Below are 19560 nucleotides of genomic sequence, written 5' to 3'. Positions count from 1 at the left end.
TTAGCGCCTATGCCGGGCCCGGTTCCGCGGGTTCCAGCGCTGTCCTGTGCCCGTCCCCGCGTCCCGGCCGCCCCGGCCCGGGCACCCGCAGCCGCTGGCTGATCACCTGCGAGATGCCGTCGCCCTTCATGGTGACGCCGTAGAGGGCGTCGGCGGACTCCATGGTGAGCTTCTGGTGGGTGATGACGATCAGTTGGGAGCTCTCCCGCAGCTCCTCCATGATCCCGACCAGTCGCCGCAGGTTGGTCTCGTCGAGCGCGGCCTCGACCTCGTCCATCACGTAGAACGGGCTGGGCCTGGCCTTGAAGATGGACACCAGCAGGGCGACGGCGGTGAGCGAGCGCTCGCCGCCGGAGAGCAGCGAGAGCCGCTTCACCTTCTTGCCGGGCGGCCGGGCCTCCACCTCGACGCCGGTGGTGAGCATGTTCTCCGGGTCGGTGAGCAGCAGTCGACCCTCGCCGCCGGGGAAGAGCCGGGCGAAGACGCCCTCGAACTGGGCGGCGGTGTCGTGGTAGGCGGCGGTGAACAGCTGCTCGACCCGGGTGTCGACGTCGCGGACGATGTCCATCAGGTCGCGGCGGCTCTTGCGCAGGTCGTCGAGCTGTTCGCCGAGGAACTGGTGGCGGGCCTCCAGGGCGGCGAACTCCTCCAGCGCGAGCGGGTTGACCTTGCCGAGCTGCTGGTGGGCGCGTTCGGCGGCCTTGAGGCGCTGCTCGACCTCGGCCCGGACGTAGGGGCGGGGCGCGCCCGCCCCCCGGCCGTCCGCACCGCCCTGCCCGTCCTCGGGCGGCGGGGCGGGGACGGGCTGGTCGGGACCGTAGGCCGCGAGCAGGTCGCCGCCCTCGATGCCGAACTCCTCCAGGGCCCTGGCCTCCAACTGCTCGATCCGCAGCCGCTTCTCGGCGCGCAGCACCTCGTCGCGGTGGCCGGCGTCGACCAGGCGGTCGAGTTCGGCCTTGAGTTCGCGGCCGTGCTCGCGGAACTGCCGCAGTTCGGCCTCGCGGGCGGCGCGGTCGGCCTCGACGGCGGCGCGTTCGGCCTCGGCGGCGGCGAGGGTCCCCTCGATCCGGCCGAGCAGGTGGCGGGCGCCGGTGGCGACGGCGGTGGCGACGGCGGCCTCCCGACGCGCGCGGTCGCGGCGCTCGGCGGCGCGGGCGCGGGCCTCGCGTTCGGCGCGGGCGGCGCGGTCGAGCTGGTCGGCGCGGCCGGCCAGGTTGCGGACGCGCTCCTCGTGGGTGCGGACGGCGAGCCGGGACTCCATCTCGGCCTGCCGGGCGGCGGCTCCGGCGGCGGCGAGCCGGTCGCGTTCGGCGGGGTCGGGTTCGTCCTCGCCGTCCTCGGCGAGCTCCTCGGCGGTGGCGAGGCGGGCGGCGAGCTCCTCGGCGGCGGTGCGGGCCTCGGCGAGGCCGCTCTCGGCCTTGGCGGCGGCGTCGGCGGTGCGTTCGGCCTCGTCGGCGGCGGCCCGGGCGGCGCCGCCGGAGCGGCCGAGGGCTCCGGCGAGTTCGGCCCGGCGCTGTTCGCCGCGACGCCGGAGGGTGGTCAACTGTTCGACCTCGTCGGCGAGTTCGGCCCGGTGTTCGCGGGCGGCGGCGAGTTCTGCGGCCAACTGCTCGCAGCGGGCGTCGAGTTCCTCGATGCCGCGGGCGGCCTCGGCGACGGCGGCCCGGGTCTCCAGCGGGCTGGGCGCGCCGGGTGAGCCGCCGTGGGCGAGGGCGGCGGAGAGCAGGTCGCCGTCCCGGGTGACGGCGCTCCAGTGCGGGTGGGCGGCGGTCAACCGCCGGGCGGCGTCCAGGTCCTCGACCACGGCGGTGCGTGCCAGCAGCCGTCGGGCGGCGGCCGCGACGGCGGGCGGCCCGTCGACCAGGGCCCCGGCCCACGCCGCTCCGGCGGGCGGTTCGGCGGGCGGCTGCGCCCCGGGCGCGACGGGGTCCGCGGCCTCGGCGATCAGCACGGCGGCCCGCCCGGCGTCGGCGGTGCGCAGCCAGGTCAGGGCGTCGGCGGCGGCGTCCGCGTCGGGGACGGCGACGGCTTCGGCGGCGGGGCCGAGCGCGGCGGCCAGGGCGAGTTCGAACCCGGGGGCGACGGTGAGGAGTTCGGCGGCGGGGCCGAGGACGCCCGGGCGTTCCAGCAGGGCGGCGCTGCCGTCCTTGCGGCGCAGGCCGAGGGCGAGCGCGTCGTGCCGGGCGGTGAGCGCGGCGCGTTCCCGCTCGGCGGCGGCGAGCGCCTCGCGGGCCGTCGAGACCGCCCGTTCGGCGGCCCGCAGCTCGCCGCGGGCCCGGTCGTGGCGCTCCTCGCTCTCCCCCTCCCCCTCGGTGAACTCCTGGTGCTGCTCCTGGAGTTGCTCGTACTCCTGCTGGGCGGAGGCGGCCCGCAGCAGGGCCTCGTCGCGGGCGGTGGCGAGCCGCGCGGCCTCGGCCTCGGCGGCGGTGGCCCGGGAGCGGGCGGCGGCCGCGGCGCCCTGCAGCCGGGCGAGCCCTTCGCGCCGGTCGGCGATGGCCCGGGCGGCGGCCCTGAGCCTGGTCTCCTCGGCGGCCAGGGCGCGTTCGAGGTCGGCGCGCTCCTCGACGGCTTCGGCCAGCGCGTCCTGCGCCTGTTCCAGGGCCGCTTCGAGGGCGGCCTCCTCCTCGCGGACCCGGACGGCCTCCCGCTCCAGGTCCTCCGGGTCGCGGCCGCGGCGCTCCTCCAGCTGCCCGGCGGTGGCGGCGGCGCGCACCCGGGCCTCGGCGAGTCCGACGGTGCCGCGGGTGCGCTCGGCGAGCGAGGAGAGCCGGTACCAGGTCTGCCGGGCGGCCTCCAGGGCGGGCCCGAGCTGTTCGACCTGGGCCTCCAGGACGGCCTCGCGTTGGAGAGCGGCGGCGAGTTGCTGTTCGACGGTGGTGCGGCGCAGCCCCAGCGCGATCTCGTCGGCGACCTCGGCCTCGACGGCGCGGCGCAGGGTGAGCAGGTCGTCGGCGAGCAGCCGCAGCCGGGCGTCGCGCAGTTCCGCCTGGATGCCTGCGGCCCGCCGGGCGATCTTCGCCTGGCGGCCCAACGGGCCGAGCTGGCGGCGCAGTTCGGAGACCAGGTCCTGGACGCGGTTGAGGTTGGTCTGCATCGCGTCGAGTTTCCGCAGCGCCTTCTCCTTGCGCTTGCGGTGCTTGAGGACGCCGGCCGCCTCCTCGATGAAGGCGCGCCGCCCCATCGGGTCGGCGTGCAGGACGGAGTCGAGCTGGCCCTGGCCGACGATGACGTGCATCTCGCGGCCGATGCCGGAGTCGGAGAGCAGTTCCTGGATGTCGAGCAGGCGGCAAACGGTGCCGTTGAGCGCGTACTCGCTGCCGCCGTTGCGGAACATCGTCCGGGTGATGGTGACTTCGGAGTAGTCGATCGGCAGGGCGCCGTCGGTGTTGTCGATGGTGAGGCTGACCTCGGCGCGGCCGAGCGGGGGGCGCCCGCTGGTGCCCGCGAAGATGACGTCCTCCATCTTGCCGCCGCGCAGCGACTTGGCGCCCTGCTCGCCCATCACCCAGGAGAGCGCGTCGACGACGTTGGACTTGCCGGAGCCATTGGGGCCGACCACGCAGGTGATGCCGGGTTCGAAGCGCAGGGTGGTCGCCGAGGCGAAGGACTTGAACCCGCGCAGGGTCAGGCTCTTGAGGTGCACCCGACCGTCCTCCTCGCCGCGCCGCGGGCCGCCGCGCCGCGACCCGCCACCTGCCGTCCCGCTCCGGGACGGCCGCCGCCTGCGACTGTATCCGGCCGCGCCGCCGACGGACCTCCAGGCGGTGGTTTGGCCGTGCGGCGGGTCGGGCAGTCTCTGGGCAGCGGACCGGCGTGGACACGACGAAGGGACGTCCGCTCCGGACGTCCCTTGCAGGCTGCCATCCCCTCGCCGGGGGAGAAGCTCAGCGCACGACTGCGTCGATCGTGATGGCCACGAGCGATCAGGTCAGGGCCGGCTCGCGCTGGTCCAGGTCGATGCTGCTGAGCAGCGAGTGCTCGTCGGCGACGGCGGACAGGGCGTCGTTCTCGGCCTGGAGCTTCACGAGCTCGTTCTCCAGGTCCTGGACGCGCTGCTGCAACCGTCGCATCTCGGAGAGCATTCGCGGGTCGGGGCCGCCGACGTACCCGAGAAGCGCCTTTGCCATGATGTGTGGTCCTCCACGCTGAGTGACCGAACCGTGTACGGTGGGTCTTTGGGGGAAGGGATACGCACGCGCTTGCGCGCCGGACGTGCTGGCTGGGCACTACGAGGGCATCCGCTGGTGAGTGACACACCCACAGGCGGGGCCCCGCCGGCTAAACGCAAACCTGTGCGCGGGTTTCAAGCGTCTCACCAAAGACCGTACGGGTCAACACGATCACCGCACGCTACCGCGGCCCTGTCACCTGCATGGCGGGAACCTCACACCATCGGCCGGGCTAGTGGATCACTACGTCTGCGGAGTCAACCACGAGCGCGCCGCGATGGCAACCCCGTGACACCGGCAGTTGCCGGGGGCTCTCCTCCCGCCGGCAACTGCGGTGTGCTCATCGGATCGCGAAGCCCTCGTACCCGTCGCCCACGGCCGTCCAGATCTCGGTGACCCCGCTGACCTGACCAGGCGTTCCGGGCCCGCGCAGCGCGGCGAGCAGGCGCTCGCAGTCGGCGCGCGACCCCTCGGCGACCACCTGGACGCGGCCGTCCCCGAGGTTGCTCGTGTAGCCCGTCAGCCCGATCTCCAGGGCCCTGGCCCTGGTCCACCAGCGGAACCCCACCTGCTGGACGCGCCCGCGCACCCAGATGGTGGCGCGGACGGATCGGTGACTGTCGTGACCTTGCATGTGTCCGACCATAGTCGGGCACCTGGGGGGCGCCCGGAACGGGTTTCACGCCCCTTCCACCGACCCTCCCCACCTCCGCGACCCCTCACCGCACACCCCCACCGCACTCCTCCCACCCACACGGCCCGCCACGCACGGCCCGCCCTCAGCGGCGCGGCTCGGCCAGCGCGTGCAGCGTCCAGCCCCGGCCGGCCGGGTCCAGCGGGGCGGTGGCGGCGGTGAACAGCTCGGCCGCCCGCCGGTAGGAGAGGCGGCCGCGGCCGGTGAGCGGGCAGCGGTCGGCGGCGGGGGTGCCGGACGGGGCGCGCCGGTCGGTGAGGAACAGCGGGCCCGCGGTGCGACCGGCCACCAGCAGCGGCAGCAGCCGGGCGGTGCCGCCGCGCCAGCGCAGCGGGGGCAGCCCGGGGGCGGTGCGGGCCTGCCGGTTCGGCAGGTCGAGCCGGTCCACGTCCAGCGCCAGCAGCCGTTCGATCGGCGCGCCGCTCTCCCGGACGAGGTGCCACAGCACCTTCTCGCGCAGCGGCGCCCGCAGGGCGAACACCGCCCGCAGCCGCTCCTCGCCGAGGCTCCCGGCCGGGCCGACCGGGTCGGCGGGGGCGGTCGGCAGCGGGCGCACCCCCTCGGCCGGGTCGGCGGCCAGCCAGCCGCGCGCGCACCACCAGCGCAGGGCGGCCCGCAGCGCGGACAGTTCGCGGTTGGCGGTGCGCACCCCGACCGCGGCGGCCCGCTCGGCGAACGCGGCGGCGACCCGCTCCGGCGCGTCGGGCCCGTCCAGCAGGGCGAGCGGCAGCACCGGCGGGGCGGCCCGCCGCCGCTCGGCGCCGGTCGGCGGGGTGCGGCCGACCAGCAGCCAGGCCCAGGTGTGCAGGGCGATCCGGTAGACCCGCCGGGAGCTCTCCGCGAGCGGGGCCCCCGCCAGGTAGTGCTCGGCGGCGACGGCGAACTCCACGGGCGTCATACCCGCAGTAAATACGCTGCCGGTCGAACCGTCAACACCAGCTCCGACTGCGGTAAATCCATCGATTTACTGCGCCCAACTCACCCCTGCCGAAAATTGATGCCCATCCGCTCAACTTTTCCGGCCGAACCCCTTGCCGGGCGACCGCCCGACGGGGCAGCCTGCCGCTCATGCAACCGATCCCACGGCGCCTCGCCGTCCTGCGCGGGCGGCCCTTCCGCCTCTTCTTCACCGGGTACGCCGTCTCGCTGTTCGGCTCCTCCACCGCCTCCGTCGCGGTCGCCTTCGCGGTGCTGGACGGCGGGGGCGGCGGCTCCGGGCTCGGCGTGGTGATGGCGGCCCGGATCGTGCCGATCGTGCTGCTGCTGGTGCTCGGCGGAGCGGCCGCGGACCGGCTGGGGCCGCGCCGGACGATGCTCGGCTCGGACGGGCTGCGCTGCGCGACCCAGGCGGCCACCGCGGCGCTGCTGTTCGCCGGGCACGGGACGGTGTGGGCGCTGGCCGCGCTGATGGTGCTGTGGGGGCTGGGCGAGGCGGTGTTCCTGCCCGCGCTGGACGCCCTGCTGCCGCGGCTCGTCCCGGCCGCCGAACTGGCCGACGCCAACGCGCTGCTGGGCATCGCCCGCAACGGCGCCGCGGTGGCCGGTCCGGCCCTGGCGGGCCTGCTGACCGCCACCGCCGGGCCGGGCTGGGTGCTGCTGCTCGACGCCGCCACGTACGCGGCGGGCCTGGCGGCGCTGGCCCCGCTGCGCGTCCCGGCCGCCCCCGGCGCCGCCGCCGGGCCCGGGCTGCTGGCCGAACTGCGGGACGGCTGGGGCGAGTTCCGCTCCCGGCGGTGGCTGTGGGCGAGCGTGCTGCAGGGCTGCCTGTTCAACCTGCTGGTGTGGGCGCCGTTCCTGGTGCTGGGCCCGGTGCTGGCCCGCGAGCACCTCGGCGGGGCGGGCGGCTGGGGCGCGGTGATGGGCGCGTACGGGGCGGGCGCGGTGCTGGGCGGGCTGGTGCTGCTGGGACGGCGGCCGCGGCGGCCGCTGCGCACGGTGCTGGTGGTGACGGCCGGGTGGGCGCTGCCCTCGGGGGCGCTGGCGCTCGGCGGTCCGCTGCCGCTGGTGATGGCGGCGGCGGCCGGGGCGGGGGTGACCTCGATCGTCTCCGGCAGCCTGTTCTCCACCCTGGTGCAGCGCCACGTCCCGCCGCGGGCGCTGGGCCGGGTCGGCGCGTACGTGACGCTCGGGGCGTTCGCGTTCGGGCCGGTGGGGCTGGCGCTGGCCGGCCCGCTCGCGGCGGCGGTCGGGGCGCGGACGGTGCTGGGCTGGGGCGCGGCCTGGCAGGTGGCCTCCTGCGCGGCGGTGCTGGCGCTGCTGGGCCGCCGGGAGCCGGTCGCCGCCACCACCGACCCGGTCACGGAGGTGCGGACGGCCCCCGTGCCGTCCGGGGACGGGGGCCGGGGGCCGTCGGGCGGGTGAGTGGGCGGCGGGTGAGTGGGCGGCGGGCGGCGGTCAGCCTCCGAAACCGCCGAAGTCGTCCCCGCCGAAGCCACCGAAGTCGTCCCCGCCGAAGTCGCTGCCACCGCCGTCGAAGTTACTGCCGCCGCCGGGGTCGAAGTCGTCGCCCGGGTACTCGCCACCGCCACCGCCACCGTCGTGGTCGTAGCCGTCCGCGTAGGCGTAACCGGGGGTGGCGATCGCCGAGCCGAGCACGGTGCCGACCAGCAGGCCGGGCAGCAGGCCGCCGCCGAAGTAGCCGCCCGCCCAGGGGCTGTAGGCGGGGCCCGCGTCCCAGTACGGCTGGTGGCCGTGCGCGGTCTCCACGGTGCGGACCCGCGGGTCCCCGCCGCCGGAGATCCGGGCCGCGTCGTCGGCGCAGGCCGGGACGGGGCGCGGGGCTCCGCCGGGCGGGGCCCACTGCACGTCGGTGGTGGAGGGACCGTGCCGCGGGTCGAAGAAGCACGGGACGCGGCGCTCGGGCAGCGGGCGGCCCTCCCGGCGGGCGGCCAGGGTGGCCAGCGCGAACCGGCCCTGCTCCAGCGCCTCGGTCACCGGGCGGACGTCCGCGGGCCGCTCCGCCGCGTCCATGGTCCGCTTGGCGCGGTCGTAGGCGTCCAGCGCGGCGGTGTAGTCGGTGCGCTGGGCGTCGTCCGCGTCGGGGGCGCCGGGGTCGAAGTCGAGCCGGTCGAGCTCCTCGCCGAACGCGGTGATGTCCTCGTCCACCACGGTGCGCAGCTGGGCGAGTTCGGCCCGGGCCTGCTCCTCCCGGCGCCTCCTGGTGCGGCGGACCAGCAGGAGGGCGCCCGCGCCGAGCAGCGCGACCAGCAGCACCGGGACGAGCACCCAGGCCATCGAGGTGCTGTGCTGCGGGCCGTCGCCCCTGACCTTCTCCGCGGCCCCGTCGACGAACTCGTTCAGGGTGGCGTCGATGTTCCCGCCGTTGGAGCGGTACGCGGCACCGGCCAGGTTCCGGGCCGTGGCCTGGTCCAGCACCTGGGGGCCGGTGGACTGGGCCTGGAACCGGTCGCCGCGCCAGATCGCGTAGACGCCGGCGGCGCCGACCTTGGCGCGGAGGTCGACGAACAGGTTCTCCGTCGGGTAGGCGGGGCTGTCGGGCAGCACCGCGACGTAGATCGGCTTGTCGACGTCCTTGAGCTTCTTCGCCAGCGCGGTCGCCTGCTCCGGGGAGAAGCGGCCGCTCATCGACGGGTCGACGTAGAGCTGGACCCGCTTCATGGCGTCGGCCGCGTCGTTCAGGCCGGACGCCGACGCGGGCGCGGACAGCCCGAGCACCATCAGCAGGCCGAGCAGCGCCGCCAGGACGACGGCGGGCCCGGTGGTGCGGGAGCGGCGGAGCAGGGTTCTCATGTCCCGACCGTACCGGTCCGCCGCACCGGTCCGCCGCCCGGCGACACGCGCTCCTCCGACCGGACCCCGCTCCCGGTGCCACCCCCTACTCCAGGGCGAGACGGACCGCCGGCACCCCCGCCGACCGGCCGGAGTTGGCCCCGGACGTCCCGGTCGGGGCGCCGGAGCGGGCATAGTGGTGACGATCTTCCGCACCTCCCGGCCCTCCGCGCCGCCCGGCCCTCCGAACCTCCCGGCCTTCCGAACCTCCCGGCCCTCCGCGCCGCCAAACCCACCCCGACAGGAGACCCCTGGTGTTCCTCGGCCTCGTCACCGCCGTCGCGGCGTCCGCCTGCTACGGCACCGGGTCGGTGCTGCAGGCCCTCGGCGCCCGCCGCTCCGCCCGGCAGGAGGCGGCCTCCGGCACCGTCACCGGGCACGGCGGGCCGAGCCTGTCCTCGACCGCGAAGGCCGCCGTCACCTGGGAGTTCATCCTCGGCACGGTGCTGGACTTCATCGGCTTCGGCCTGGGCGCGCTGGCCGCCCGGCTGCTGCCGCTGTTCCTGTCGCAGACCATCATCAGCGCCAACCTGGTGATCACCGCGGTGCTGTCGGTGAAGCTGCTGGGCCTGCGGCTGCGCCAGTTGGAGTGGCTGTCGATCGGGATCCTGTGCGGCGCGCTGGTGCTGCTCGCGGTGGCCGCCGGTCCGGAGGGCGGGCACGAGGCGGCCCGGGCCTTCCACTGGGCGCTGCTGATCGGCTCCGCGGTGCTGGTCGCGGGCGGCTCGCTGGTGGTGCGCCGACTCGGGTCGAGCGGGGCGATCGTGGCGGGCCTGCTCTCCGGCCTGGGCTTCGGCGCGCTGGGCATCGGCGTGCGGGTCCTGGACGGCGTGCAGCCGTTCGACCCGGGCGCGCTGCTCGCCGACCCCGCGCTGTACGCCGTGCTGGTCGGCGGCCTGGGCGGGATGTACCTGCACACGGTGGCCCTGCAGATCGGCTCGGTGAACGGCGCGACCGCCGCCCTGGTGGTCGGCGAGACGGTCGTCCCCGGCGCGGTGGGCGTGCTCTGGCTCGGCGACTCCTCCCGCGACGGCCTGGGCTGGCTGGCCGCCCTCGGTTTCGTGCTGGCGGTGGTCAGCGCCGTCGGCGTGGCCTACTTCGGCGAGGAGGGCGGCGCACTGCACGCGGCCGCCGAGGAGGAGAGGGCCACCGCCGGGAAGGCGCCCTGACCGGGCGCGCCGGTGCCCCGGCGGATCGCCCGGAGCCGGGCGCGCGGGCGGTTCAGGCCCGGGGCGGGCGCTGGCAGCCGGGGCAGGAGTAGCTGGAACGGTTCATCCAGGCGTCCCGGCGCATCGCGGTGCCGCAGCGGCGGCAGGGCTGCCCCTCGCGGCCGTACGCGTCGAGGTCGCGGGAGAAGTAGCCGCTCTCGCCGTTGACGTTGACGTACATCGAGTCGAAGCTCGTCCCGCCGACGGCCAGCGCCGCCGTCATGACGTCCCGGGCGTGGCCGAGGAGTTCGAGCGCGGCGGGGCGGGTCAGGGTGGCGGTGGGGCGGTCGTAGTGCAGGCGGCTGCGCCACAGCGCCTCGTCGGCGTAGATGTTGCCGACGCCGCTGACCAGGGTCTGGTCGAGCAGGGCGCGCTTGACGGTGGTGCGCCTGGCGCGCAGCGCGCGGGCGAAGGCGGCGTCGTCGAAGCGGGCGTCGAGCGGGTCGCGGGCGATGTGGGCGAGCGAGACGGGGGTGGCCTCGGGGTCGTCGGCCTCGGCCTCCTCGACGGCCAGGCCGCCGAAGGTGCGCTGGTCGACGAAGCGCAGCTCGGTGCCGCCGTCGGCGAACCGGAGCCGGGCCCGCAGGTGCACGGAGTCGGCCATCTCCGGTTCCTGGACGAGGAGTTGGCCGCTCATGCCGAGGTGCCCGACCATCGAGAGGCCGTCGCCGAGCGGCACCCACAGGTACTTGCCGCGGCGCTGCGGTTCACCGAGGGTGCGGCCGCGCAGCAGGGCGGCGAACTCGTCGGCGCCGCCGGGCTGGCGGCGCACGGCGCGCGGGTGCAGCACCTGGACGTCGGCGACGGTGCGTCCGGCGGCCCAGCGGGCCAGACCGCGGCGGACGACCTCGACCTCGGGCAGCTCGGGCACGGCGCTCCGCTCAGACCGTCGCGGCGGACTCGCCGACGGCGGCGGGCTGCGCGGCCTCGTTCTCGGCCTTGATGGTGCGCCAGGCGGACTCGGCGGCCTTCTGCTCGGCTTCCTTCTTCGAGCGTCCGCTGCCGGAGCCGTAGTCCTGGCCGGCCACCCGGGCGGCGGCGGTGAAGGTCTTCTCGTGGTCCGGACCGGATTCGGTGACCACGTACTCGGGGACGCCCAGGCCGACGGCGGCGGTGAGCTCCTGGAGGCTGGTCTTCCAGTCGAGTCCGGCGCCGAGCTGCGCGGATTCCGCGATCAGCGGGTCGAACAGCCGGTGGACGAACTCGGTGGCCGCTTCCAGGCCCTGGTCCAGGTAGATCGCGCCGATCACGGCCTCGACGGTGTCGGCGAGGATCGACGACTTGTCGCGGCCGCCGGTGCCCTCCTCACCCTTGCCGAGCCGGATGAAGACACCGAGTTCCAGGCCGCGGCCGACCTCGGCGAGCGCGCGGGAGTTGACCACCGCGGCGCGGAGCTTGGCGAGCGTGCCCTCGGCGACCTCCGGGTGGAGGCGGTAGAGGGTGTCGGTGACCACGAGGCCCAGCACCGAGTCGCCGAGGAACTCCAGGCGCTCGTTGGTGGGCAGCCCGCCGTTCTCGTACGCGTACGAGCGGTGGGTCAGGGCACGTACCAGAAGGGCGCGCTCAAGTGGGTACCCGAGGCGCCCTTCCAGGACGTCGTATTCGGTCGAGGCCGGCCCACCGCCCTTGCCCCCGTTGGTCCCGGGGTTCGGCTTGCGGGAGGAACTACCAGTTTCCGACATCGATCCGTGCACCCCGCCGATCAGACCGAGAGGACCTGGCGACGGTTGTACGTGCCGCAGCTCGGGCACGCGATGTGCGAGAGCTTCGGCTCGTGGCAGCGGTCGCACGCGACGAGCGCGGGCACGACGGCCTTCCAGTTGGAACGGCGGTGACGCGTGTTGCTGCGCGACATCTTCCGCTTCGGAACAGCCACGGTAAATCTCCTGGTTCTACGGCGGGGGCCCTCACGGGCACCGCTGTGTCTTATTCCTCGTCACCCTCGTCGCCGGGGGCGGCGGAGAGTCCCTGCAGAGCCGCCCACCGGGGGTCGGCGGCGTCGTGGTGGTGCGCCGGGTCGTCGCTCAGGCGGGCCCCGCACTCGGAGCACAGACCCAGGCAGTCGTCCTGGCACACCGGCTGCAGCGGCAGTGCGAGCACCACCGCGTCACGCAGCACCGGCTGGAGGTCGAACAGGTCGCCCTCCAGGCGGTAAGTCTCGTCCTCGGACTCCTCGTCGAAGTCGTCCCCCGCGACCGCGCGGTGACGCTCCTCGGACTCCGGGTAGTAGTACAGCTCCTGGAAGTCGACCTCCAGGTCGTCCTCCACCGGCTCCAGGCAGCGGGAGCACTCGCCGGTCACGTGGGCCTCGGCGGTGCCGGTGACCAGCACGCCCTCGACCACGGACTCCAGGCGGAGCTCCAGCTTGATCTCGCTCTTCTCGGGAACGCCGATCACGTCCGCGATGCCGAGCTCCGCGGGGGCCTCCAGGGTGCGGGAGACCTTGCGCAGCGAGCCGGGGCGACGGCCGAGCTCGTGCGTGTCGAACACGAGGGGGTCGCGGTGGTCGAGGCGGTTCAAGGTTTCCTGACTTCCTGGTGGCGGCGCGCATCCCTGCGCGGCGCGGGCTTTCGGTTTCCACGGTGCGGCGGCCCGGAAGCGGGCGCGCGGCGAACCCGGCGCGAACAGGCCGGAGTGGTCAGACTACCGGAGAGTCCGCGCCGAACCCAACTCGCCCCTCAGCGGCCGCCCAGCTCCCGCAGCCTGGTCATGTCGATCATGCTGGTGTCGAAGAAGCTGGTCTCGTCCAGCCCGCCCTGCTGCTGCGGCGGCAACTGCGGCTGCTGCGGGGGCTGCTGCTGGTAGCCGTAGGGGTCGGCGGGCAGCGGGTTGCCCCACTGGTCGAAGCCCTGCGGCTGCTGGTACTGCGGCTGCTGCTGGTAGTACGGGTCGACCGGCTGCTGGTGCCCGTAGGGCTGGCCGTACGGGTCGGCCTGCGGGGCCGCCGCCGGGTCGTAGCCGCCGCCGTACGCCTCGGCGTACTGCGGGGCCTGCGGCTGGGCGTACACGTCCTCGCCGGGCTGCTGCCAGCCGGCCGCGGCCGGGGTCTGCTCGGGCCAGGACTGCTGCTGCGGGACGTCCCCGTACCAGTGCTGCGGCTGCTGCTCGTGCTCGGGCCCGTCGCCGGTGGCGAAGCCGGCCGCGACCGCCTCGGCGCGGTCCTTGAGCTGCTGGGCCTCGTCGGCGGCGGCCAGGTAGGCGCCCAGCTCGTCGATCGGGGCCTTGCCGAGCAGCTTGTCGCGGCCCTTGCCGACGGCCTCCAGGGTGGCGGAGAGCACGGCCTCCAGGGTGGCCAGCTTCACGTCGACGTACTCGTCGGCCTCCGGGCTGGGACTGATCCGCGGCCGGAACTCCTCGCCGTCCTCGGTGCCGTCCGCCTCCGGCTCGTACACCCCGGACTCGCCGCGCAGCTTCTGCCGGCCGCGGCCGACCGCGCCGAGCGTCTTGGTGAGCACCACCTCGAAGTTGGCCAGCTTGGAGTCGACGTAGTCGTCGGCCTCGGCCCGCTTGGCCTGCACCTCGGCCCGCGCCTCGGCGAGGATCCGGTCCGCCTCGGCCTGGGCCTGCCGGACCACCTCGGTGTCGGAGATCAGCGAGCCGCGCTCGTCGTGGGCGCCGCGGATGATCCGGTCGGCCTGCTCCTGGGCGTCGGCCACCATCTGCTGGTGGTCCGCCACCACCGACTGGGCCTGGGCGAGTTCCGCGGGCATGGTCTCCCGCAGGTCGCGGAGGAGTCCGGTCAACTCGGCACGGTTGACCACGCAGGACGACGACATCGGCATCGCCTTGGCCTTCTCGACCACGGCGATGATCTCGTCGAGTTTCTGCTGCACGTCCACGGGCGCATTCAGTCTTTCCGTGTGCCGCCGAGGTGCGGCGGAGGCAGTGCCCGGAAGACCGCTGGGTGCGGCCCCGGGGCCGGGAGTACAGACTGTACGGCCACCCACCCCACCGCTCGCAACGTCCTGCTCAGTTGCGCCGTTCGGCGATCCGCTCGACCAGTCGCCGGTGCACCGCAGGGGGCAGCAGGTGCGAGACGTCGCCGCCCAGCGAGGCGACCTCCTTGACCAGGCTGGAGGACAGGAAGCTGTACGTCGGCGAGGTCGGCACGAAGAGCGTCTCCACGCCGGTCAGCCCGTGGTTCATCTGGGCCATCTGCAGCTCGTAGTCGAAGTCGCCGGCCGCCCGCAGGCCCTTGATGATCGCCGGGATGCCGCGCTCGCGGCAGAAGTCCACCAGCAGGCCGCTGTGCGACTCCACCTCGATGTTGCCCAGGTGCGCGGTGGTCTCCGCGATCAGGCCGATCCGCTCCTCGATGGAGAACATGCCCTGCTTGTTGCGGTTGATCAGCACCGCGACGTGCACCACGTCGTACAGCTTGGAGGCCCGCTCGATGATGTCGAGGTGTCCGTTGGTGATGGGGTCGAAGGACCCCGGACAGACGGCGCGGCGCATGCGTGAGCTCCCTTGTGGGGCGGGGTGTCCTGCTACGAGTCTTGGTCAGTCCCGTCGGCGGCGCGACCGTACCAGAGCGTGCCCTCGCCGTACTTGCGCGAGCGCAGCCCCTCGAAGCCGTCCGGCCAGGCGAACTCGCCGCCGCGGGTGCTGCGTTCCACGGTGACGAGAACGTCGGCGGACAGCCAGCCCCCCGAGCGGAGTGTGACCAGCATCTCCCGCAGCACGGCGTCCTCCACCGCGTACGGCGGATCCAGGAACACCAGGTCGTACGGCTCGGCCGGGGGCGCGCCCGCGATCACCTTCTCGGCCCGGTCGGCCCGCACCTCGGCGCCGGGGAGGCCCAGCGTCCGGACGTTCTCCCGGACGGTGCGCACGGCGCTCGCGTCCGACTCCACCAGCAGGGCGTGCGCGGCCCCGCGGGAGAGCGCCTCCAGCCCGACCGCGCCGCTGCCCGCGAACAGGTCCAGCATCCGGGCCCCGGCGATCGGGCCGTGCAGCGCCTCCACGGTGGAGAACATCGCCTCCCGCGCCTTGTCGGAGGTCGGGCGGGTGTTCCGGCCGGGCGGCGCGGCGAGCGGGCGGCCTCCGGCACGGCCGGCGATCACGCGAGGCATGGCGAGTCCTTATGACAGCAGGGGCGCGAGGAACTGCGCGCCCGACCATAGCCGACGAAACGGGCACGGCCGGGCGCGCGGCTCCTCACCTCCCCCGCGGACTCACTCGTTGGCGGCGGCCCCCAGCAGCGTCGGCGAGGCGTAGCGCGACCAGGACAGGCAGCCGTCGGGCGGGCAGTACTCGGGGCGGCGCGGGTCGTGCCCGAGCTCGCGCAGCTTGGTGCGGACGGAGTCGGGCGTGCGGCCGTAGCGGGCGGCGATCCGGGCGATGGTCTCGCCGTCGTGGAAGCGGCGGACCAGTTCCTCCTCGTGCTGCGGCACCCAGGGGGCGCCGTGGCCGGGGTAGAGCTCGCGGAGGACGTCCCGGTCGGGGATCGGCTCGGAGACGTCGGCGACGATGGCCAGCGCGCGCAGGGCGCGGTTGAGCGCGATGCGCAGCGAGGCGACGTCCTCCACCGGGAGGCGGAGCTTGCCGGAGGCGACCGGGTTCGCGGAGTCGCCCTCGCGCCAGCCGGTCAGGGTGAGGGTGACTTCGCGGTCGTCCTCGCTGGCGACCTCGATCCGGAAGACCTTGTCGCCGAGCGGGAGCTCGTTGAGGTGACGGAATGCCATGCAATGACCCCCAATTCTCGCGCCGGGGACGCGACTTGGAGTGCGCCCCGAACAAGTACATCCTCTCGCGCGGCACTGACAACCGGGGTGTCCGAACGACCCGCCTCAGCCCTTCTCCAGGTACTCCGCTCGGTCCTCGTCGAGCAGGCTCTCCAGGGCGGTGCGCAGCTCCGGGTGGGCCTCCAGCGCGGGGTCGGCGGCGACCAGCCGGGTGGCCTCGGCGCGGGCGGTGGCGATGACCTCCTCGTCCTCCAGCACCGAGAGCACCTTGAGCGAGGACTTCACGCCGGACTGGGCCTGGCCGAGCACGTCGCCCTCGCGGCGCTGTTCGAGGTCGATCCGGGAGAGCGCGAAGCCGTCCAGGGTGCCGGCCACCGCGTCCAGCCGGGCCCGGGCGGCGCTGGCCGCGGGCATGTCGCTGACCAGCAGGCACAGCCCGGGGGCGGAGCCGCGGCCGACCCGGCCGCGCAGCTGGTGCAGCTGGGAGACGCCGAACCGGTCGGCGTCCATGATCACCATGACGGTGGAGTTCGGCACGTTGACGCCGACCTCGATGACGGTGGTGGCGACCAGCACGTCCACCTCCCCGGCGGCGAAGCGGCGCATCACCTCGTCCTTGGCCTCCGGGGCGAGCCGTCCGTGCAGGACCTCCACCCGCAGTCCGGCCAGCGGGCCCTTCGCGAGCTTCTCGGCGGTCTCCACCACGGCCAGCGGCGGCCGCCGCTCCTCGCTGTCGGCGCCGGCCCCGGCGTCGACCTCCTCGGGCTCCTCCCGGCGCTTCTTCTTCCCCTTCGGCGGCTCCTCCTCGTCCCCGATCCGCGGGCAGACCACGTACGCCTGGTGGCCCTTGCCGACCTCCTCGCGGACGCGCTCCCAGGCCCGGACGAGGAAGTTGGGCTTCTCCAGGGCCGGGACGACGTGGGTGGAGATCGGCGAGCGGCCGGAGGGCAGCTGGTCCAGGACGGAGGTCTCCAGGTCTCCGAAGACGGTCATCGCGACGGTGCGCGGGATCGGCGTGGCGGTCATCACCAGCAGGTGCGGGGGCTGCTCGCCCTTGGCGCGCAGCGCGTCGCGCTGCTCGACGCCGAAGCGGTGCTGCTCGTCGACCACGACCAGGCCGAGGTCGGCGAACTGCACCCGCTCCTCGATCAGGGCGTGCGTGCCGATGGTGATCCCGGCCTTGCCGGAGGCCATGTCCAGCAGCGCGCCGCGGCGGGCGGCGGCGCCCATCGAGCCGGTCAGCAGGGCGACCCGGGTGCCGATCTCGGAGCCGCCGATCATCCCGGCCTCGGCGAGGTCGCCCATCATCTCGACGATCGAACGGTGGTGCTGCTGGGCCAGCACCTCGGTCGGCGCCAGCAGCACGGCCTGCCCGCCGCTGTCGACCACGGTGAGCATGGCGCGCAGCGCCACCAGGGTCTTGCCGGAGCCGACCTCGCCCTGCAGCAGCCGGTGCATCGGGTGCTCGGTGGCCAGGTCGGCGAAGATCTCGGCGCAGACCTTGCGCTGGCCGTCGGTGAGGGTGAACGGCAGCCGCTCGTCGAAGGCGTCCAGCACCCCGCCGGGGACGGGGCGGCGCGGGACGGCGGGCAGCGCGGAGTCGGCGGCCCGGCGCTGGGCCAGGGCGACCTGCAGGACGAAGGCCTCGTCCCAGCGCAGCCGGGCCTGGGCGCGCTCCTTCTCGGCCTGGTCGCGCGGGCGGTGGATCAGCTCCAGCGCCTCGGGCAGCGGGATCAGGCCGTGCTCGGCGCGCAGGTCGGCGGGCAGCGGTTCGCCGACGTCGGAGAGGTGCTTGGTGAGGGCCATCTCGACGCACAGGGCGAGCTTCCAGCTGGGCATCTGGGCGCTGGCCGGATAGACCGGGATGAGCCGCCCCGCGAACTGCCTCGCCGCCGAGGAACCCTCCTCGTCGTCGATCAACTGGTAGTCGGGCGAGGCGAGTTGGCGGGTGCGGTTGAACAGGCCGACCTTGCCCGCGAACAGGCCCTGCTGGCCGGGGCGGAGGTCCTTCTGCCGCCAGCCCTGGTTGAAGAACACCAGCGAGAGCTTCGAGCGGCCGTCGGTGACCACCACCTCCAGCCGGTCGCCCTTGCGGCCGCGGAACGGGATCAGCGTGACCTTCTCGATCCGGGCCAGCACCGTGACGTGCTCGTCCACCTCCAGCTCGTCCAGGCTGGTGAGCTGCCCGCGCTCGACGTACCGGCGCGGGTAGTGGTGCAGCAGGTCGCCGACCGTGCGCAGCTTGAGACCGTCGGCCAGCACCTTCGCGGTGCGGTCGCCGACCAGTTCCTTCAGCGGTTCATCGAGAGCGCCCATGGCGTCCCATTTCACACCACCGGACCGACGGCCCGGCTCACTCCACCCCGATGAGCAGCGGGGCGGCCTCCTGCCCGCCCCGGTACGCGACGGTGTCGACCTCGGGGCGGGTGCGCCGGGCGTGCGCGATCAGCCGGTCGGCGAGGTCCTCGGGGGCCTCCTCGCCCAGCACCAGGGTGACCAGTTCGCCGCCGGCCGCGATCATCCGCTCGAGCACGGTCAGCGCGGTCTCGGTGAGGTCGGCGCCGATCACCGCGACGTCGCCGTCGATCAGGCCGAGCACGTCCCCGGCCTGGCAGACGCCCGCCATCGTCCAGGACTCGCCCTCGGCGACGGCCAGTTCGGCGTACCGGGTGGCGCCCGCGGCGGAGGTCATCGCCACCACGTCCTCGTCGAAGCGCCGCCCGGCGTCGTGCACGGCCAGCGCCGCCAGGCCCTGCACCGGGGAGCGGGTGGGCAGCACGGCGATCCGCACGCCCTCCTCGCGCAACTGGTCGGCGGCCGCACCGGCGGCGGGCCGCAGCTCCGGGTCGTTGAGCAGCAGGACCACCTCGCGGGCCCCGCAGCGGTGCACCGCGGCGACCAGCTCGGCACTGACCGGCGGACGGTCCGGATCGGCCTCCAGCACCACCGACCCCGCCTGCCCGCACAACTGCGCCAGCCCGCTGCCGGTCACCACGCTGAGCACCGCCCGCCCGTGCGAGACGGTCTCCTCGCGCTCCCCGGCCCGGGCCGCGGCCTCGGCGAAGTGGGTGATCCTGATCCGGTACGGCCGCCCGGCCTCGACGCCCGCCTCGACGGCCGCGCCCGCGTCGTCCACGTGCACGTGCACGTTCCACAGGCCGTCCCCGCCGCCGATCACCAGCGAGTCGCCGAGCCGTCCCAGCCGCTCGCGCAGCAGCGGCAGCTGCTCGTCCTCGGCCTCCAGCAGGTAGATCACCTCGAACGCGGGGTGGCCCGAGCCGGGCGGCCGCTCGTAGCTCTCGCAGCCGTCCACCACCAGCGGGTCGACCTCGCGCCGCAGCGCGACCGGGCCCATCGGCTGCTGTCCGGAGACGGCGTCCACCAGCGCGCCCAGCACCGCGACCAGGCCGCGGCCGCCCGCGTCCACCACGCCCGCCTCGGCCAGCGCGGACAGCTGGTCGGGGGTCAGCAGCAGCGCCTGCCGGGCCGCCCGGTACGCCTCCTGGGCCTGCCCGGTCAGGCCGTCCGCGCCGCCCGCGGCCTTCGCGGCGGCGGCCGCGACCGTCAGCAGGGTGCCCTCCACCGGCTCGGCGACCGCCCGGTACGCGGAGCGGGCGCCGTGGTCGAGCGCACCGGCCAGCTCGCCGCCGCCCGCCAGCTCCTCGGCGAAGCCGCGCAGCCACTGCGCCAGGATCACGCCCGAGTTCCCGCGCGCCCCGATCAGCGCGCCGCGGGCGGCGGCGGCCGCGGCGACCGACAGCTCGGGCTCCTCGGCGGCGGCGAACACCGCGTCCAGCGCCTCGGCCGCGGACTCCACTGTCAGGTACAGGTTCGTCCCGGTGTCCCCGTCCGGCACCGGGTACACGTTCAGCGCGTCGATCTCCTCGCGGGCCTGGCCGAGGGCCGCCAGCGCGAGCCGGCACCAGGTGCGGACGGCCGGGGCGTCGAGGGTGTCCAGCACCAGGTCTCCTCCGGGTGAACGCCACGGGAACCCGACAGGACGCGGTGGCGAGGGG

17 protein-coding genes are annotated in these 19560 nt (G+C 75.0%); 2 read left to right on the top strand and 15 right to left on the bottom strand.

The features are described from left to right. Positions 1 to 7 precede the first annotated feature (7 nt). The 4 genes from smc to ACFY00_RS28945 all read right to left on the bottom strand — a co-directional run bounded on the left by smc (position 8) and on the right by ACFY00_RS28945 (position 5761). Positions 8 to 3643, bottom strand: a complete 3636-nt coding sequence (gene smc / locus ACFY00_RS28960; protein ID WP_388034611.1) for a chromosome segregation protein SMC — start codon at positions 3641 to 3643, stop codon at positions 8 to 10. A 280-nt stretch (positions 3644 to 3923) separates the two neighbouring features. Further along, positions 3924 to 4127, bottom strand: coding sequence for a hypothetical protein (locus ACFY00_RS28955; RefSeq protein ID WP_030458828.1), 204 nt, complete (start codon positions 4125 to 4127; stop codon positions 3924 to 3926). Between the two features lie 382 nt (positions 4128 to 4509). After that, entirely contained in the window at positions 4510 to 4803 is a 294-nt protein-coding gene (locus tag ACFY00_RS28950) for an acylphosphatase (RefSeq protein WP_033215215.1), read from the bottom strand. A gap of 145 nt (positions 4804 to 4948) precedes the next feature. Continuing rightward, positions 4949 to 5761, bottom strand: a complete 813-nt coding sequence (locus ACFY00_RS28945) for a hypothetical protein (RefSeq protein WP_388034609.1) — start codon at positions 5759 to 5761, stop codon at positions 4949 to 4951. A gap of 170 nt (positions 5762 to 5931) precedes the next feature. Here ACFY00_RS28945 and ACFY00_RS28940 point away from each other — a divergent pair, with 170 nt between their 5' ends. Continuing rightward, the gene (locus ACFY00_RS28940; protein WP_388034607.1) at positions 5932 to 7224 is read left to right on the top strand and encodes an MFS transporter; all 1293 of its coding nucleotides are present in this window, start codon (positions 5932 to 5934) and stop codon (positions 7222 to 7224) included. A gap of 33 nt (positions 7225 to 7257) precedes the next feature. Here the strand turns inward: ACFY00_RS28940 and ACFY00_RS28935 are convergent, their stop codons facing one another. Beyond that, entirely contained in the window at positions 7258 to 8613 is a 1356-nt protein-coding gene (locus tag ACFY00_RS28935) for a hypothetical protein (protein WP_388034605.1), read from the bottom strand. A gap of 293 nt (positions 8614 to 8906) precedes the next feature. On the opposite strand from ACFY00_RS28935, the gene ACFY00_RS28930 reads away from it, so the two are divergent. Beyond that, the gene (locus tag ACFY00_RS28930) at positions 8907 to 9821 is read left to right on the top strand and encodes a hypothetical protein (protein ID WP_388034604.1); all 915 of its coding nucleotides are present in this window, start codon (positions 8907 to 8909) and stop codon (positions 9819 to 9821) included. A gap of 52 nt (positions 9822 to 9873) precedes the next feature. Here ACFY00_RS28930 and mutM read toward each other — a convergent pair whose 3' ends face one another. The 10 genes from mutM to ACFY00_RS28880 all read right to left on the bottom strand — a co-directional run bounded on the left by mutM (position 9874) and on the right by ACFY00_RS28880 (position 19505). Beyond that, positions 9874 to 10731, bottom strand: coding sequence for a bifunctional DNA-formamidopyrimidine glycosylase/DNA-(apurinic or apyrimidinic site) lyase (mutM, locus tag ACFY00_RS28925; protein WP_388034602.1), 858 nt, complete (start codon positions 10729 to 10731; stop codon positions 9874 to 9876). 10 nt (positions 10732 to 10741) lie between these two features. Beyond that, a complete protein-coding gene (gene rnc, locus ACFY00_RS28920; protein WP_388034600.1) occupies positions 10742 to 11542 on the bottom strand; it encodes a ribonuclease III in 801 nt (266 codons plus the stop codon). 20 nt (positions 11543 to 11562) lie between these two features. Continuing rightward, positions 11563 to 11736 carry a 50S ribosomal protein L32 gene (gene rpmF, locus ACFY00_RS28915; RefSeq protein WP_014138241.1) on the bottom strand — a complete coding sequence of 58 codons (174 nt, stop codon included), beginning with the start codon at positions 11734 to 11736 and terminating at the stop codon, positions 11563 to 11565. A gap of 50 nt (positions 11737 to 11786) precedes the next feature. Further along, positions 11787 to 12380 carry a DUF177 domain-containing protein gene (locus ACFY00_RS28910; RefSeq protein ID WP_285739806.1) on the bottom strand — a complete coding sequence of 198 codons (594 nt, stop codon included), beginning with the start codon at positions 12378 to 12380 and terminating at the stop codon, positions 11787 to 11789. 158 nt (positions 12381 to 12538) lie between these two features. Next, positions 12539 to 13699 (bottom strand): ATP synthase F0 subunit B, encoded by a 1161-nt coding sequence (locus ACFY00_RS28905; RefSeq protein ID WP_388034598.1) that lies wholly within the window; start codon positions 13697 to 13699, stop codon positions 12539 to 12541. Between the two features lie 130 nt (positions 13700 to 13829). Then, on the bottom strand, positions 13830 to 14315 hold the full coding sequence (gene coaD, locus ACFY00_RS28900; protein WP_380325669.1) for a pantetheine-phosphate adenylyltransferase: 486 nt from the start codon (positions 14313 to 14315) through the stop codon (positions 13830 to 13832). A 32-nt stretch (positions 14316 to 14347) separates the two neighbouring features. Beyond that, positions 14348 to 14932 (bottom strand): 16S rRNA (guanine(966)-N(2))-methyltransferase RsmD, encoded by a 585-nt coding sequence (gene rsmD / locus ACFY00_RS28895; RefSeq protein ID WP_388034597.1) that lies wholly within the window; start codon positions 14930 to 14932, stop codon positions 14348 to 14350. Positions 14933 to 15034: 102 nt separating this feature from the next. Then, entirely contained in the window at positions 15035 to 15544 is a 510-nt protein-coding gene (locus tag ACFY00_RS28890; protein ID WP_388034596.1) for a hypothetical protein, read from the bottom strand. A gap of 105 nt (positions 15545 to 15649) precedes the next feature. Then, positions 15650 to 17860 carry an ATP-dependent DNA helicase RecG gene (gene recG / locus ACFY00_RS28885; RefSeq protein WP_388034595.1) on the bottom strand — a complete coding sequence of 737 codons (2211 nt, stop codon included), beginning with the start codon at positions 17858 to 17860 and terminating at the stop codon, positions 15650 to 15652. Positions 17861 to 17897: 37 nt separating this feature from the next. After that, the gene (locus ACFY00_RS28880; protein WP_388034593.1) at positions 17898 to 19505 is read right to left on the bottom strand and encodes a DAK2 domain-containing protein; all 1608 of its coding nucleotides are present in this window, start codon (positions 19503 to 19505) and stop codon (positions 17898 to 17900) included. Positions 19506 to 19560 lie beyond the last annotated feature (55 nt).

Origin of the sequence: Kitasatospora sp. NPDC001540 (assembly GCF_042894345.1) — a bacterium.
Classification (GTDB): domain Bacteria; phylum Actinomycetota; class Actinomycetes; order Streptomycetales; family Streptomycetaceae; genus Kitasatospora; species Kitasatospora phosalacinea_C.
This window is presented reverse-complemented; position numbering and strand designations above follow the sequence as displayed.